This is a genomic window from Agromyces binzhouensis (assembly GCF_004135055.1).
Taxonomy (GTDB): Bacteria; Actinomycetota; Actinomycetes; order Actinomycetales; family Microbacteriaceae; genus Agromyces; species Agromyces binzhouensis.
On sequence record NZ_SDPL01000039.1, the window covers coordinates 1 to 13,676 of the forward strand.

Here is a 13,676-nt window from a genome sequence, read left to right on the forward strand (position 1 = left end):
CGGGCGCCGTGCTGCTCGTGCGGCTCGCCGCCCTGATGGCGGCCGCCGACGACGGCCGTCCGGGCCTCGCGGCGTGCTCGATCGGCGGCGGCCAGGGCGTCGCCATGATCGTGGAGCGCGTCGCATGAGCGCCATCCGATTCGACGGGGTCAGCCACCGCTTCGGCGACGAACTCGTCGTCGACGACGTGACCCTCGAGCTCACCGAGCGGCGCATCGGCATCGTCGGCGCCAACGGCTCGGGCAAGTCGACCCTCGCGCGCATGGTCAACGGCCTCGTCAGCCCCACCGCGGGCCGCGTCACGGTCGACGGGCTCGACGTCGCCCGCCACGGTCGCGAGGTGCGCCGCCGCGTCGGCTTCGTCTTCACGAACGCCGACACGCAGATCGTGATGCCCACCGTGCGCGAGGACGTGGCGTTCACGCTGCGCCGGCACCGGCTGGATGCCGCGACCGCCGCCGCACGCGTCGACGCGGTGCTCGACCGATTCGGGCTCACCGAGCTCGCCGACCGCCCGGCGCATCGGCTCTCGGGCGGGCAGAAGCAACTGCTGGCCCTGGCCGCCGTGCTCGTCGGCGAGCCCGCGATCGTCGTGGCCGACGAGCCGACCACCCTGCTCGACGCGCGCAACGCGCGTCGGATCGCCGAGCACTTCGCCACGCTCGACGAGCAGCTCATCGTCGTGAGCCACCACCTCGAGCTCCTCGAGTCGTTCGACCGCGTGATCGTGATGGAAGAGGGCCGCATCGTCGCCGACGCCGCGCCCGAGGTCGCGCTCGACGCCTACCGGGCGCTGATCGGGTGACCGGGCCATGATCGGCGTCTTCCATCCCGGCTCCTCCGTCGTCCACCGCACGCCGGCGCTCGTGAAGCTCGGGCTGCTCGCGGTCGCGGTGACGGCGACCGCGCTCGTCGGGTCGCTGCCCGCACTCGGGATCGTCGCAGCGGTCGCGATCGGGCTCTTCGCACTCGCCCGGATCCCCGTGCGGATCGCCTGGCGACAGGTCTCGCCGATCCTCTGGGTCCTCGCGTTCGCGGTGCCGGTGCAGTGGATCTTCGCAGGGTGGGAGGCCGCAGCGACCATGGGCGCCAGGCTCGTGCTCGCCGTCGCCCTCGCCGCCGTGTACACGCTCACGACCACCGTGTCGGCGACCCTCGACGCGATGCAGGTGCTGCTGCGCCCGTTCGCCAGGTGGGTCGACCCGGACCGCGTCGGGCTCGCGCTGGCCCTCGCCATCCGCTGCGTGCCCCTGCTCGCCGACCTCGTGCGCGAGGTGCTCGACGCGCGCAAGGCACGCGGCGCCGAGGGGTCGCTCACGGCGCTCGCCGTGCCGGTCATCGTGCGGACGCTGCGCACGGCCGACCACCTCGGCGAGGCGCTGATGGCGCGCGGCGTCGACGACTAGGCGTCGGCGGACCGACCGCCCGTCTCGAGCACGTCGCCGGCCGGAAGTTCACGATGGCCTCCGAACTGGAGCCGCATCGCCGAGAGCAGCTGGTTGGCGTAGCGATCGTCCTCTCGCGAGGCGAACCGCTCGAACAGGGCTGCGGCGAGCACCGGCGCCGGGACGCCGGTGTCGACCGCGGCCTTGACGGTCCACCGCCCCTCCCCGGAATCCGAGACCCGGCCGGCGAGGCCGTCGAGCGTCGGATTCTCGACGAGCGCGGCCGCGGTCAGGTCGAGCAGCCACGACGAGATCACGGACCCGCGACGCCAGAGCTCGGCGACGGCCGGCGTGTCGATCGTGAACCGGTAGAACTCGGGCTCCTCCAGCGGCGCGATCTCCGCCGAGTGCTCCTCGGGGCGGAGCCCCGCATCCGCGTTCTTCAGGATGTTCATCCCCTCGGCGAGCGCCGCCATGATCCCGTACTCGATGCCGTTGTGCACCATCTTGACGAAGTGCCCCGACCCCGACGGTCCGCAGTGCAGGTACCCGCGCTCCTCGGGGGCCAACTCGCCCGTGCGGCCGGGCGTGCGCTCGATCTCGCCCGGGCCGGGTGCGATCGAGCGCAGGATCGGCTCGATGCGCGAGACCGCCTCGTCGGGCCCGCCGACCATCAGGCAGTAGCCGCGCTCGAGGCCGAACACCCCGCCGCTCGTCCCGGCGTCGACGTAGTGGACGCCGGAGGGCGCGAGCGCTTCGGCACGGCGCACGTCGTCGCGGTAGTTGGAGTTGCCGCCGTCGATGATGACGTCCCCGGCTTCGAGCACCGCGGCGACCTGGTCGACGAGCTGCCCGGTGATCCCGGCGGGGACCATCAGCCACACGGTCCGCGGTGCCTCGAGCTTGGTCGCCAGGTCGGCGATGCTCTCGGCGCCGGTCGCGCCCTCGGCCGCGAGTGCGGCCACGGTGCCGGGATCGACGTCGTAGACGACGCACTCGTGCCCGTCCCGCATGAGACGCCGCACGATGTTCGCGCCCATCCGCCCCAGTCCAACCATCGCGATCTGCATAAGCCATCCCCCGTCGCTCAGCCGACGCGGCTCGCTCGGTCCGCCCGGCGCGTTCACGCCGCAGTCTAGGACCCCCCTCGGATGCGCCGCACGCCATGGAGCCACGATCTCCTGCCTCGCCGCGGCTCGACGGGGCCGGTGTCCGCAGGTGCGGGCACACTGGTCGACGCGGACCCTTCTCCGCCGTTCGTCCCGCCGTCCCCCGGCCGACCTCCTGGAGCACTCGACCCGATGATGGGCATCACCCATGCCACGAGCGGCGCCGCCGCCTGGCTCGCGATCACCGGAACCATGCCGATCGTCACCGCCGGCGCCTACCCGCTCGACCCGGTCGGCGTGCTCGCCGGCACGGCGGTGTGCGCGGGCGCAGCGCTGCTGCCCGACGCCGACCACCACAGCGCCACGATCGCGCACTCGGTGCCCGTGCTCGGCAGGCTCGCGACGGGCGTCGTCGAAGCGGCATCCGGCGGTCACCGGCAGGGCGCGCACTCCCCCGTGGGCGTGCTCGTGACGTTCGCGGCGGCGTGGGCGCTGACCCTCGTCGCGTTGCCCGTCGATCCGCTCGGCTCGCTCGCCATCGGTGCCGGCGCCGGCACGGCCGCACTGACGGCGTTCGGGCTCAAGGCGCGCGGCCTCATCCGCTCGTGGCCCGCCGCATGGGCGATCGGGGCGATGCTCGGCGCGTTCATCGTGGTCTTCGCGCCCGAGCAGGTGGCGTGGTTCCCGCTCGCGGTGCTCGTCGGCTTCGTCGCGCACCTCGCGGGCGACCTGCTCACCACGGGCGGCCTGCCCGGGCTCGTCTGGCCGTGGCGCATCCGCCCGCCCCGGGCGCTCCGTCCGGTGCCCGTGCTCAACCGCGTCTGGCTCCCGAACGGCTACGTGTCGCTCCCGGTCCTCGGCGACACGGGGTCGCTCCGCGAGACGATGCTCGGCGCGCTCCTCGGCACGTACTGCTTCATCGGCTCGACGTACGAGGTGCTCCGGCTGATCGGCGTCGACCCGTTCTCGTTCTGGTGACGGACCGCGCGAGCGAGCCCGGCCGACGCTCACTCGTGAGCCGGTCCCCACGCGGCGTGCTCATCTGTGGGTGATTCTGCTCACACGTGTGACCGTCGGCGTGTCGCGGCGTATCGTGAGGGCAGCCCGACCTCGACGAGGAGTTCAGCATGACCAGGGAACCCGGCGGCTTCGAGCGCGACGACCTCGCCTCTGCCGCCCGAGCCTTCACCGCCCAGCAGATCGCCCGGTGCGCTGCGCTCGGCATCGACGCGTCCGGCTACCGGATCAGCCATCTCGCCATCCGCACCCGCACCTGGAACGACTACGTCGCGGCGCGCGACGCGATCGAGTCGTACTCGACGGCGAACCTCGAGAACGTCTGGAACGGCCGGCCGATCTCCAAGCTGGTGCTGGCCGAGCCCATCGAGATCGCCGAGGGCATCGGCATCCCGCTCATCGAGCTCATCCCGCCCTTCCACCAGCGCGTCTACCGCATGGGCCTCGAGCATGTCGGCTTCGTCGTCGGTCCCGAGCATCAGGCGTTCATCGAGCGGCACCGCGAGGTGCTCACCGGCCAGCAGTTCCAGAGCCGGTTCTGCGCCCCCGTCTACCGGCTCTTCGACGACTACACCCACGTGAAGTTCTACGAGACCTCGCTGGGCGACGTGTGCCGGCTCGAGGGAGCCGCGTTCGACGGCATCGTGCACGCCGACTGGCAGCCCGCGGATCCCGACGCCGGTCCGTACGAGATCGGCTGCGACTGAGGCCCGCGCGATGGACCGCGACTTCGAGGGCACCACGGTGCTCGTCACCGGAGCGACCGGTGGCCTGGGCTCGGCGATCGCCGAGCGCTTCGCGTACCGCGGCGCGAGCGTGGTGCTGCACCACCGCTCACGCGAGCGCGACGCGGAGCGCCTCGCGGAGACGCTCGCCGCGGCGCACGGGCTGGTCGCCGACACGGTGCGCTGCGACCTCGCCGACGAGCGCGACATCGAGCGGATGTTCCGGCCGGAGTCGCCGGCGGCGCGGGCGACGGTGCTCGTCAACAACGCCGGCGCCTACCCGGTCGCCGGGTTCCTCGACCTCGGCGCAGACGACTGGATCGAGAGCTTCCGGTTGAACGTGGTCGCGGCGTATCTCTGCACCAGGTTCGCCGCGCCCGCGATGATCGCCGCCGGCGGCGGCGCGATCGTCAACGTCACGTCGATCTCCGCCGACCGCGCGACACCCGACCAGGCGCCCTACGGCAGCAGCAAGGCCGCGCTGCGTTCGCTGACGCGCACCTCCGCGGTCGCGCTCGCGCCGCACGGCATCCGCGTCAACTCCGTCTCACCGGGGCTCGTGTGGCGCGACGGGCTCGAGACCGAGTGGCCGGAGGGGCTGGCCCGTTGGTCCGATCGTGCGCCGATCGGCCGCGCCGTCGGCCCTCGCGAGATCGCGGACGCGTGCGCCTTCCTCTCCTCACCCGCGGCGGCGGGCATCACGGGGCACGACCTCGTGGTCGACGGCGGCATCACGGCGGTCTCCGACTACTGACGGCGGGATCACCGGGCGAGTCGGTCGCACGGCATCTCGACGAGCCACCCGTCGGGGGCGATCGCGATCGCCGTCCGGTCCGGCGCGTCGTCGACGGCGCAGGAGTTCCGCGCCGGGGGGATCTGCGAGGCCCAGTCCGGACCGCCGGCTCGCGCCGACGGCTGCGGGATGATCGCCGCGACGACCGTGAGCACCATCACGCCGACGAGCACGCCGACCGCGGTCCGCGACCATTCCCCGGCTCGCACGGCCACCGATGTCGCGAGGACGACGAGGGCGAGCAGGTACAGCGACGGCACGACTCCGTACCTCGTGAGGTGGAGGTGGATGGCGAGTGCGACCGGGGTCTCCGAGTAGAAGAAGTCCGGGTTCGAGTTCAGCACGTACGCCGCGGACCAGGCGACGATCGACCCGGCCGCGAGTGCCGCCCCGGCGATGCGCTCGACCGCGACGCCGCGCCACAGCACCCACGCGAGCGCGACGAGGAACGGCAGCAGCACGAGCGCCGCACCCCACCACCCGAAGTGGAGCACCCACGCCGCCTTCCACTGCCGCGAGGGGAAGACCGCCTCCATCGGCGCGTGGTACAAGTACCCCTGCACGGTCGAGAGGAACGGCGGTGAGGTCTCGGCTCCGGCGTCGCGGGGTGAGAGCAGCAGGGCGGCCACCTGCAGGGCGGAACCGATGAGGACGCCGGCGCCGACGATCCACCGGTTCGGATCGCGGAATCGCCACGCGAGCAGCGGCAGGAACAGCAGCATCTGGATCTCGGTGAGCGCGGCGACGAGGCCCACGACGCCGAGCAGGATCGCGGTCGATCTCCGGCGGGGAGCGGCGAGCAGCAGCCAGGGTGCGAGCCAGAGCAGGTACCAGTGCAGGTTCGCCGTGTTGCCGAGCACCTCCCACCCGGCCGCCGGGGCGAGGAACGTGAGCGCACCGAGCGCGATGCGGGCCGGGAGCCACACCACCACGCTCCGCGCGCAGAGGAAGACGACCGCGGAGACCGCACCGACCACGAGGCACGAGCCGACCGTCATCGCGATCGCGTACCCCTCGACGGGCACCACCGCGACGGCCACCCCGGCGATGATCCGAGGCACGAGGTGCAGGTACCCCTGGTAGGGCTTCAGGAGCACGCTCACGGGGTCCGCGTCGAGCGCGTCGCCGAGGAAGAACGTGCCGTCCTCGGCCCACAGGGTCGCGCGCGCCGCGGCCTCGATGCGGAACCACGACACGACCGACCCGAGCACGACGAGGGCGATCGCCCACGCCCAGTCGGGCAGGCGCGCGGCGCGCGGGCGGGTCCGTGCAGTGACCCCGCCGGTCGCGCGAGCCGCAGAGGGCGCGTCCATCGTCCTCCCGCCGTCGGATCTGCTTCGCTCCACGATACGGCCGGAGCCCTCCCCCGCCCGGGAATGACGAAGGCGCGATGATCAGGCCGGCTCAGCCGTGTCGAGGGCCTCGGAGATCCCCGGCGACTTGTCACCGTGGTGGTGGATGACCTTCCACCCGTCGCCCGCCCGATAGTAGATGTTCGTGACGCGGGAGTTCACCGTGAGCTGCGTGCCGCCGACACCGAATGCGGCGTGTTCGACGCCCACTTCGTATGCCGTGTCCCCGTGGACACGGAAGAGCTGATCCGTGATCTCCACATGACCGCCTGTGCTCGACCGGGCCACGCGCTCGAACGACGCCCTGATCTGGTCCCATCCCACCTGACGATCGCCGATCGGGTGCATCGTCGTCGCCTCGGGGCTGTGCACCCAGATATCGGTCAACGAATCGGCGTCCCCGGAGAGCATGCGATTCAATGCTGCGTAGAACGCCGTCGAGGCGGCGCGCACATCGTCTTCGGCGGTCATTTCCCTGCTCCCAGATACCAGCGTGTCGAACTTCGAGCGACCGGGGCACCGGGTGCTGGCTGCCCACGAACATGCTACGGCGGTCGGCCGACCAGCACAGCCCGGTCACGTCGAGCGTCCTGACCGACGAGAGAAGCCCGGTACCCACGCGATCCGCGTGGTACCGGGCTTCCAACTGGTGCACCCCCAGGGACTTGAACCCTGAACCCACTGATTAAGAGTCAGTTGCTCTGCCGATTGAGCTAGAGGTGCGTTTCGGCGGGGTTTTCTGCAACCCCGAACCGAGGAACAACGGTATCAGGTGACCGCCCTGAACGCGAAATCGTGGTCGGCTCGGGCGAGTCAGGCGCCGGGGCCCCGTCGCGTGCGGTCGATACGATGAACCGGTGACGGATGCCTCGTACGCCGACGACCTCGCCCTCGCCCTCGAACTGGCCGACCTCGCCGACTCGGCCGCCATGGCGCGTTTCCGCGCGGTCGACCTGAGGATCGACACGAAGCCCGACCGCACGTTCGTGACCGAGGCCGATCTCGCGGTCGAGCGCGCGGTGCGCGAGGTGCTCGCGGAGCGTCGCCCGGGCGACGGCATCCTGGGCGAGGAGTACGGCACCGAGGGCACCGGTTCGCGGCGGTGGATCATCGACCCGATCGACGGCACGTCGAACTTCCTCCGAGGCGTGCCCGTGTGGGGCGCGCTCATCGCGCTGACGGTCGACGGCGCTCCGGTCGTGGGCGTCGCCTCGATGCCCGCCCTCGGGCGGCGCTGGTGGGGCGCGCCCGGTGTCGGCGCGCAGACGACGGATGCCCCGGGCGCCGCGCCCCGCGACATCCGCGTGTCGAACGTGGCCGACCTCGCCGACGCGTCACTCAGCTTCCAGAGCGTCGCGCAGTGGCGCGAGGCCGGCTACCTCGGGCGGCTGCTCGCGCTCGGCGAGCGCGTGTGGCGCGATCGCGCGTACGGCGACCTGTGGTCGTACTGCCTGCTGGCCGAGGGCCTCGTCGACATCGTGGGCGAGTTCGACGTGAAGGCGTGGGACCTCGCCGCCCTCATCCCGATCGTGGAGGGCGCCGGAGGGCGGTTCACGTCGGTCACCGGCGAGGCGGGCCCCGGCACGGGCAGCGCCCTGGCCACCAACGGGCTGCTGCACGACGCGGTCCTCGAGGCGTTGAAGTGAGCCGCTCGCTCGAGGTCTGCATCTTCACCGAGCCCCAGCAGGGCGCGAGCTACGACGAGCAGCTCGCGCAGGCCCAGGAGACCGAGCGGCTCGGCTTCGACGGCTGGTTCCGCAGCGATCACATCCTGCACATGGGCCCGGGCAGCCCGCTGCCCGGGCCGACCGATGCCTGGACGACGCTCGCCGGCATCGCCCGCGAGACCGAGCGCATCCGGCTCGGCACGCTCGTGTCCCCGGTGACGTTCCGGCACCCCGGCCTCCTCGCCATCCAGGTCGCGCAGGTCGACGACATGTCGGGCGGTCGCGTCGAGCTCGGCCTCGGCGCGGGCTGGTTCGCTGCGGAGCATGCCGCGTACGGCATCCCGTTCGACGACCGGCGCTTCGACCTCCTCGAGGAGCAGCTGCAGGTCGTCACCGGCCTCTGGCAGACGCCGCCGGGCGAGCGCTTCTCCTTCGCCGGCCGGCGGTACGAGCTCGTCGACGCGCCCGCGCTGCCCAAGCCGGTCCAGTCGCCCCTGCCGCTCATCATGGGCGGCGGCGGGCGGACGCGACTGCCCGCGCTCGCGGCACGGTTCGCGACGGAGTACAACCGGGGCTTCTCCGACGAGGACGAGATCGCCGCGTCGTTCGCGCGCGTGCGCGCCGCGTGCGAGGCGATCGGCCGCGATCCCGACACGATGCGCCTCAGCGTCGCGCTGCCGACGGTCGTGGCGACGGATGACGCGAGCTACCTCGCACGCCTCCGCGCGATCCACGCCGACCCCGACACGTTCGCCGAGGTCAACGTCGCCGGCACCCCCGAGGTCGCGGTGGAGAAGATCCGACGCCTCGTCGAACTCGGAGCCGACCGGGTGTACCTGCAGCTCGTCGACGAGCGCGACCTCGACCACGTCGAGCTCATCGCCGCCGAGGTGCTCCCGCGCCTGGGCTGACGGTCGACCCGACCGCCTTCGAGGCATCCTCGTCATCGTGCGCGGAACGTCCGTGGATTCGCGTACCCTTGTGGGTGAGGGCCGGGGGGCCTCGAGGGGGAAGACATGCGGGCGATGGCACGCCGCCGACACGAGTTCGTCGACCAGCAGCCGCTGGATCCTGAGAACGATCCGTACGCCGCCTACCTGATCTGGAAGGCCGAGCGCGACGCCGAGGAGGCCGCACTCGCCGATGACGGCGCAGCCGACGGCTCCGACGGCGACGACGCCGAGACGGAGCCGGCCCGCGGGTCGTGGCTTCGGCGGCTCGCCGCCCGCGCCCACGTGAACGCGTCCCGCGAGCGCTGACCGCGCAGACGCCGATCGCCGCGACTCGGCGCGGCGATCGGAGGACTGGCACAGCGTGCGATGACGACCGGTGGTGGAGATGGGGGGAATTGAACCCCCGTCCATCGCTGGGATTCCACGGTTTCTCCGGGCGCATCCTGTGAGGCGTTCTGCTCGGCCCCGACCCTTGCCACAGGCAGCCAGGTCGACGGGCCCAGCCTGAAAGAGTCCCGTACGACGCTCAGGCGACGTCGCACAGCGAGTTCCCTAGATGACGCCAGCGACCGGGGCGGGAACGAACCCGGGCTGACGGACTAACGGACTCGCTTAGGCAGCGAGGGCGTAGTCGTTCTGCGACTTATTGGCAGTTATTGTTTCGCAGGGAGCGTTCACGAGATAACCCTGCATCCTCGGCCCGCTTCACGCGGTCTCGCAGGCGATGTCGAAACCGATCATCCCCATGAGACGCGCTCCGACCGTCGGTCGGAAGGCGGGTCGTCATCGCACGCTGTTGAGTTGCCAACCGCGCCAGACCCTCGAAGGGTGCGCGGCCCTACAGGATACAACAGGTGCGCCCGGCGGGGCATTCCGGATGCCGCGCCCGGAATCGTTCATGTGGCTGTAACCCGCGGGGCTCCGCCAGCACGTAGCGTCCCCGCATGGGACGTTCCGAGATCGCCTCGCCCCGAACGGGCACCGCCGCCCGCACCGGGTCGGCCGCCGCACACCGCCGCGCTGGAGCCGCATGATCGCGCGGGTCGACCCGTTCATCGGCACCGAGGCCGTCGACCTGCCCCCGCAGACGGGGCTGGCCGCGACCTGGTGGTGGCCGAAGCCGCAGGTCGGCAACACCCATCCCGGCGCGACCTATCCGCTCGGGATGGTCTCCGCGTGCGCGTACTCGGGCGCGTACCCGACCGGGTACGGACGATACGACCTGGCGACCGAGGGCGTGCCGCCGATGATCCACGAGGGCGGCGTGGCATCCGGCTTCACGCACTTCCAGCAGTCCGGCACCGGCGCCATCCGCAAGTACTACAACTACTTCCGCGTCACGCCCATGCTCGAGCCCCTCGACGTGCTCGGCCGTACGTGGGAGCTGCTGGAGGAGAAGGCGGAGCCGGGGTACTACGCGGCGACGCTCGACTCCGGCATCCGCGCCGAACTCACCGTCGGGCCGAAGTCGGCCGTGCACCGCTACACGTTCCCGCGGAACCCGAACGCCCGGATCGTGATCGACTTCTCGCTGGGCGGCCTCTCGATCCCCCACGGCGAGACCATCCCGCTGCGCGCGAAGCTCGAGCAGGTCGCGCCGGGCATCGCGCAGGGTGAGATCGTCGTCGAGGGCGCGCCCCTCTCGGTGTACATCGAGTGCGACGCCCACGCCTGGCGTCAGATGCTCTGGTACGACCGGCGCCTGATGCCGGGCGGCACTCGGCTCGCGTTCGACCACATCCGTCCGACCACCCTGCGCCCGTTCGGCCTCATGTGGGCCGGCCCGAGCGAGCCCGGGCAGAGCATCGAGGTGCGCATCGGGTTCTCCCTCCGCGGGGTCGAGCAGGCCCGTGCGAACCTCCGCGCGGACGAGGGCACGGGCCCCGCGCGGTTCCCGCACCGACGCGACCGGACGAAGAAGGCGTGGCGGAAGCACCTGAAGGCGATCACGGTCGACACCCCGTCGACCGAGCGCCAGACGATCTTCTCGACGGCGCTCTACCACTCGCTGATCAAGCCGTGCCTCGCACCCGAGGAGAGCCCGTTCTGGCCGACCGACGGCCCGTTCGTGTTCGACCTCTGCACGATGTGGGACATCTACCGCACGCAGCTGCCGCTGATCACGACGTTGTTCCCCGAACGGGCCGTCGAGCTCGCGAACGCGCTGCTCACGATCTGCGAGGAGGAGGGCAACTTCCCGATCGGCTACCGGATGGCGCGCGGCAGCGACCGGTTCTCCCGGCAGGGCAGCGCGCTCGCGCAGACGTTCCTCGCCGACCTCTGCCAGCTCGGCCTGCCCGGCGTCGACTGGGAGTGGGCGCTCGTGCACATGCACGCCGACCTCCGCCGCACGTACGGCGAGGACTTCCTGCTGCGCGGCGTCGCGCACCCGATCAGCCACACGCTCGACCTCGCCTACGGCTACTGGTGCACGGCGAAGGTCGCGGCGCGTGTCGGCGACCGTGCGCTCGTGGAGGAGTTCACGGCGCTCGCGACCCGGTGGGTCAACGCGTTCGACGAGCAGACCGGGCTGCTCCACGACTCGACCTTCTACGAGGGCAGCCGATACAACTACTCGTTCCGGCTGCTCCACGACATGCGCAGCCGCATCGAGCTCTCCGGGGGCGACGAGGGCTTCGTCGACGCCCTCGACGCGTTCTTCGGGTTCGGCGCCGAGCCCGTGCGGCAGCCGGGGGTCGCGCCCGGCCTCGCCGAGCTCGCGACGGGCTACGGCCTGGGCCGGTTCGAGGGACTCAACAACGAGCCCGACATGGAGGCGCCCTGGGCGTACCACTACGCCGGTCGTCCGGACCGGACCGCAGAGGTCGTCCACGCCGCGGTGCTCCAGCAGTTCGGCACGGGCCGCGGCGGCCTGCCGGGCAACGACGACTCGGGCGGCATCAGCTCGTGGTACGTGTGGGCGAGCCTCGGCCTGTTCCCCGTCGCCGGGCAGAACCTCTTCCTCGTCAACGCCCCGTCGTTCGCCGAATCCGAACTGCGGGTCGGCGGCGACGCGTTCCGCATCGAGACCGCCGGGTTCGTCGAACCGCACCGCGACGGCCCCGTGCAGTACGTCCAGTCCGCCGAGCTCAACGGCGACCCCCTCGACCGAACGTGGCTCCGCGGCGACGAACTGCATCGCGGCGGCAGCCTGCTGCTGCGACTCGGTCCCGAACCGAGCGAGTGGGGGCGGATGTCGCGCCCGCCCTCGTCGCCGGAACGCTGACCCCGCGGCATCCCACCGCCAGACCTGCCCGATCAGGACGCGCGCCTCGCGCCCCACCAGGAAAGGAGGAGCCATGAACGCTCCGCCCCGGAACCGCCTCGTCATCGTCAACCGCGCCGACCCGGTCATCTGCGGCCACTCGGTCGAGGGGCGCAACCTCGCCGAGGCCGCGCTGCAACGCGGCTTCGACGAGGTGCGCATCGTGACCTGGCCGATCGATCGCCTCGAGGCGGCCGGCCTGCCGCTGAAACCCCTGGATCGGATGCTGCCCTACAGCCCGGGCATCATCGTCGAACGCCCCGAGCCCGTGGGCGACTACAAGGTGCCCGATGGCCGCTACCTCGCCGGCATCACCGGCCGGCTGGTCGAGCTCTTCACCGACGGCGTGCCGACGGTGTGCCTGTCGCTCTACCTCAGCCCCCACACGGTGGCCGTCACCGACGCGGTGCGCGCAGCATGGAGCACCGGCCTGCCGGTGAACGTGACGACGATCGCCGAGGCGGTCGGGTCGGATGTCACGAACGTGGTGCGCTCGTGCGTCGAGGAGGGACGATTCGGCGCCGCCGCGCACATCCTCTCGAGCTACCTCGCGCAGGACCACTGCGTGGCGGTCTCGGAGTACACGCGCGAGCTCATCGTCGCCGCGGCGTCGGAGATCGACGCGTTCCACGGCACGCGCTTCGCCGAGCAGTGCCGCGACCGCATCCGCATCTCCTACCCCGCGATCGACACGTCGCAGTACCTCGACCTCGACCCGGCGATCGTGCGCGGGGTGCTCGCCGCGCGGGGCCTCGAGCCCGACGGGTACGTGCTGTTCCTCTCGCGACTCACCGAGGCGAAGGGCGTGGACGACCTCATCGCGGGGTTCGAGGGCACCGCGGCGAACGACCACCTGAAGCTCGTGATCGTCGGCCGCGGGCCGGCCGCGGAGAAGTTCCGCGCCCGCGCGGCGGCGTCGCCCGTCGCCGACCGCATCGTGTTCCTCGACGACGTCGACGACGCGGAGAAGCCCTACCTGATGGCCGGGTGCGCGACCTACGTGCTGCCGAGCAAGCCGCGACCGGAGTTCGTGGAGACGTTCGGCATCGCGCTCGCCGAGCAGATGCTCGCAGGTGGCGGCACGGTCATCACGACGGACACCGGCGGCATCGGCGAGGCCGTGGGCGAGCACGCGATCATCGTGCCGGTCGACGACCCCGACGCCATCGCCCGGGCGATCGACCGGGCGCTCGCGCTCACGCCCGAGGAGCGCGCGCTCCGCGCCGAGCGGGCGAGGGCGTACGCGCTCCAGTTCGACCGGGGTGCGGTGTTCGAGCGCCTCTTCGACGGTGCGGGCGTGCTCCCGGAGCGCGCGATCGCCTGACGCGAGGTCGGGCTCCCGCGGGCGACGGAGGGGCCGACGTATGCTGAGGTCGGCCGCGCCCGGGCGCGGCCGACCGATGCCGCGCC

The 13,676-nt window shown here is 72.0% G+C and carries 13 protein-coding genes, 1 tRNA gene and 1 other RNA gene; 10 read left to right on the plus strand and 5 right to left on the minus strand.

Annotated elements, in window-relative coordinates; genetic code table 11:
- The first annotated feature begins 124 nt into the window (after positions 1-124).
- Together ESO86_RS03985 and ESO86_RS03990 are read left to right on the plus strand one after the other, a co-directional pair.
- A complete protein-coding gene (locus tag ESO86_RS03985; RefSeq protein ID WP_129233589.1) occupies positions 125-805 on the plus strand; it encodes an energy-coupling factor ABC transporter ATP-binding protein in 681 nt (226 codons plus the stop codon).
- A 7-nt stretch (positions 806-812) separates the two neighbouring features.
- Positions 813-1,406, plus strand: a complete 594-nt coding sequence (locus ESO86_RS03990; protein WP_129233590.1) for an energy-coupling factor transporter transmembrane component T family protein — start codon at positions 813-815, stop codon at positions 1,404-1,406.
- Here the strand turns inward: ESO86_RS03990 and gnd are convergent.
- Entirely contained in the window at positions 1,403-2,455 is a 1,053-nt protein-coding gene (gene gnd / locus ESO86_RS03995) for a phosphogluconate dehydrogenase (NAD(+)-dependent, decarboxylating) (protein ID WP_129233601.1), read from the minus strand. The genes ESO86_RS03990 and gnd overlap by 4 nt on opposite strands.
- Before the next feature lie 231 nt (positions 2,456-2,686).
- Here gnd and ESO86_RS04000 point away from each other — a divergent pair, with 231 nt between their 5' ends.
- The 3 genes from ESO86_RS04000 (at position 2,687) to ESO86_RS04010 (ending at position 4,990) form a co-directional block, all read left to right on the plus strand.
- Complete coding sequence (locus ESO86_RS04000) at positions 2,687-3,472, plus strand: metal-dependent hydrolase (RefSeq protein WP_165307298.1); 786 nt, start codon at positions 2,687-2,689, stop codon at positions 3,470-3,472.
- Positions 3,473-3,621: 149 nt separating this feature from the next.
- The gene (locus ESO86_RS04005; RefSeq protein ID WP_129233592.1) at positions 3,622-4,218 is read left to right on the plus strand and encodes a VOC family protein; all 597 of its coding nucleotides are present in this window, start codon (positions 3,622-3,624) and stop codon (positions 4,216-4,218) included.
- 10 nt (positions 4,219-4,228) lie between these two features.
- The gene (locus tag ESO86_RS04010; protein ID WP_129233593.1) at positions 4,229-4,990 is read left to right on the plus strand and encodes an SDR family NAD(P)-dependent oxidoreductase; all 762 of its coding nucleotides are present in this window, start codon (positions 4,229-4,231) and stop codon (positions 4,988-4,990) included.
- An 8-nt stretch (positions 4,991-4,998) separates the two neighbouring features.
- Here ESO86_RS04010 and ESO86_RS04015 read toward each other — a convergent pair whose 3' ends face one another.
- From ESO86_RS04015 to ESO86_RS04025, 3 genes are all read right to left on the minus strand, one after another.
- On the minus strand, positions 4,999-6,342 hold the full coding sequence (locus tag ESO86_RS04015) for a hypothetical protein (RefSeq protein WP_129233594.1): 1,344 nt from the start codon (positions 6,340-6,342) through the stop codon (positions 4,999-5,001).
- Positions 6,343-6,423: 81 nt separating this feature from the next.
- Positions 6,424-6,852, minus strand: coding sequence for a YybH family protein (locus ESO86_RS04020; protein ID WP_129233595.1), 429 nt, complete (start codon positions 6,850-6,852; stop codon positions 6,424-6,426).
- A gap of 176 nt (positions 6,853-7,028) precedes the next feature.
- Positions 7,029-7,104 (minus strand) — tRNA-Lys (locus ESO86_RS04025).
- Positions 7,105-7,238: 134 nt separating this feature from the next.
- Here ESO86_RS04025 and ESO86_RS04030 point away from each other — a divergent pair.
- The 3 genes from ESO86_RS04030 to ESO86_RS04040 all read left to right on the plus strand — a co-directional run bounded on the left by ESO86_RS04030 (position 7,239) and on the right by ESO86_RS04040 (position 9,307).
- Complete coding sequence (locus ESO86_RS04030) at positions 7,239-8,027, plus strand: inositol monophosphatase family protein (RefSeq protein WP_129233596.1); 789 nt, start codon at positions 7,239-7,241, stop codon at positions 8,025-8,027.
- On the plus strand, positions 8,024-8,959 hold the full coding sequence (locus tag ESO86_RS04035) for an LLM class F420-dependent oxidoreductase (protein ID WP_129233597.1): 936 nt from the start codon (positions 8,024-8,026) through the stop codon (positions 8,957-8,959). Before ESO86_RS04030 ends, ESO86_RS04035 begins: the two co-directional genes overlap by 4 nt.
- Before the next feature lie 105 nt (positions 8,960-9,064).
- A complete protein-coding gene (locus ESO86_RS04040; protein WP_129233598.1) occupies positions 9,065-9,307 on the plus strand; it encodes a hypothetical protein in 243 nt (80 codons plus the stop codon).
- Positions 9,308-9,378: 71 nt separating this feature from the next.
- Here the strand turns inward: ESO86_RS04040 and ssrA are convergent.
- Positions 9,379-9,746, minus strand: a transfer-messenger RNA (tmRNA) gene (ssrA, locus tag ESO86_RS04045).
- 285 nt (positions 9,747-10,031) lie between these two features.
- Here ssrA and ESO86_RS04050 point away from each other — a divergent pair.
- Positions 10,032-12,227, plus strand: a complete 2,196-nt coding sequence (locus ESO86_RS04050) for a glycoside hydrolase domain-containing protein (protein WP_129233599.1) — start codon at positions 10,032-10,034, stop codon at positions 12,225-12,227.
- Between the two features lie 73 nt (positions 12,228-12,300).
- Positions 12,301-13,590, plus strand: a complete 1,290-nt coding sequence (locus tag ESO86_RS04055; RefSeq protein ID WP_129233600.1) for a glycosyltransferase — start codon at positions 12,301-12,303, stop codon at positions 13,588-13,590.
- Positions 13,591-13,676: the final 86 nt, after the last annotated feature.

Excerpts from the sequence above, each read along its gene's own strand:
- ESO86_RS03985 (WP_129233589.1), top strand. The coding sequence starts at position 125 with ATGAGCGCCATCCGATTCGACGGGGTCAGCCACCGCTTCGGCGACGAA.
- ESO86_RS03990 (WP_129233590.1), top strand. The coding sequence starts at position 813 with ATGATCGGCGTCTTCCATCCCGGCTCCTCCGTCGTCCACCGCACGCCG.
- gnd (WP_129233601.1), bottom strand. The coding sequence starts at position 2,455 with ATGCAGATCGCGATGGTTGGACTGGGGCGGATGGGCGCGAACATCGTG.
- ESO86_RS04000 (WP_165307298.1), top strand. The coding sequence starts at position 2,687 with ATGATGGGCATCACCCATGCCACGAGCGGCGCCGCCGCCTGGCTCGCG.
- ESO86_RS04005 (WP_129233592.1), top strand. The coding sequence starts at position 3,622 with ATGACCAGGGAACCCGGCGGCTTCGAGCGCGACGACCTCGCCTCTGCC.
- ESO86_RS04010 (WP_129233593.1), top strand. The coding sequence starts at position 4,229 with ATGGACCGCGACTTCGAGGGCACCACGGTGCTCGTCACCGGAGCGACC.
- ESO86_RS04015 (WP_129233594.1), bottom strand. The coding sequence starts at position 6,342 with ATGGACGCGCCCTCTGCGGCTCGCGCGACCGGCGGGGTCACTGCACGG.
- ESO86_RS04020 (WP_129233595.1), bottom strand. The coding sequence starts at position 6,852 with ATGACCGCCGAAGACGATGTGCGCGCCGCCTCGACGGCGTTCTACGCA.
- ESO86_RS04040 (WP_129233598.1), top strand. The coding sequence starts at position 9,065 with ATGCGGGCGATGGCACGCCGCCGACACGAGTTCGTCGACCAGCAGCCG.
- ESO86_RS04050 (WP_129233599.1), top strand. The coding sequence starts at position 10,032 with ATGATCGCGCGGGTCGACCCGTTCATCGGCACCGAGGCCGTCGACCTG.
- ESO86_RS04055 (WP_129233600.1), top strand. The coding sequence starts at position 12,301 with ATGAACGCTCCGCCCCGGAACCGCCTCGTCATCGTCAACCGCGCCGAC.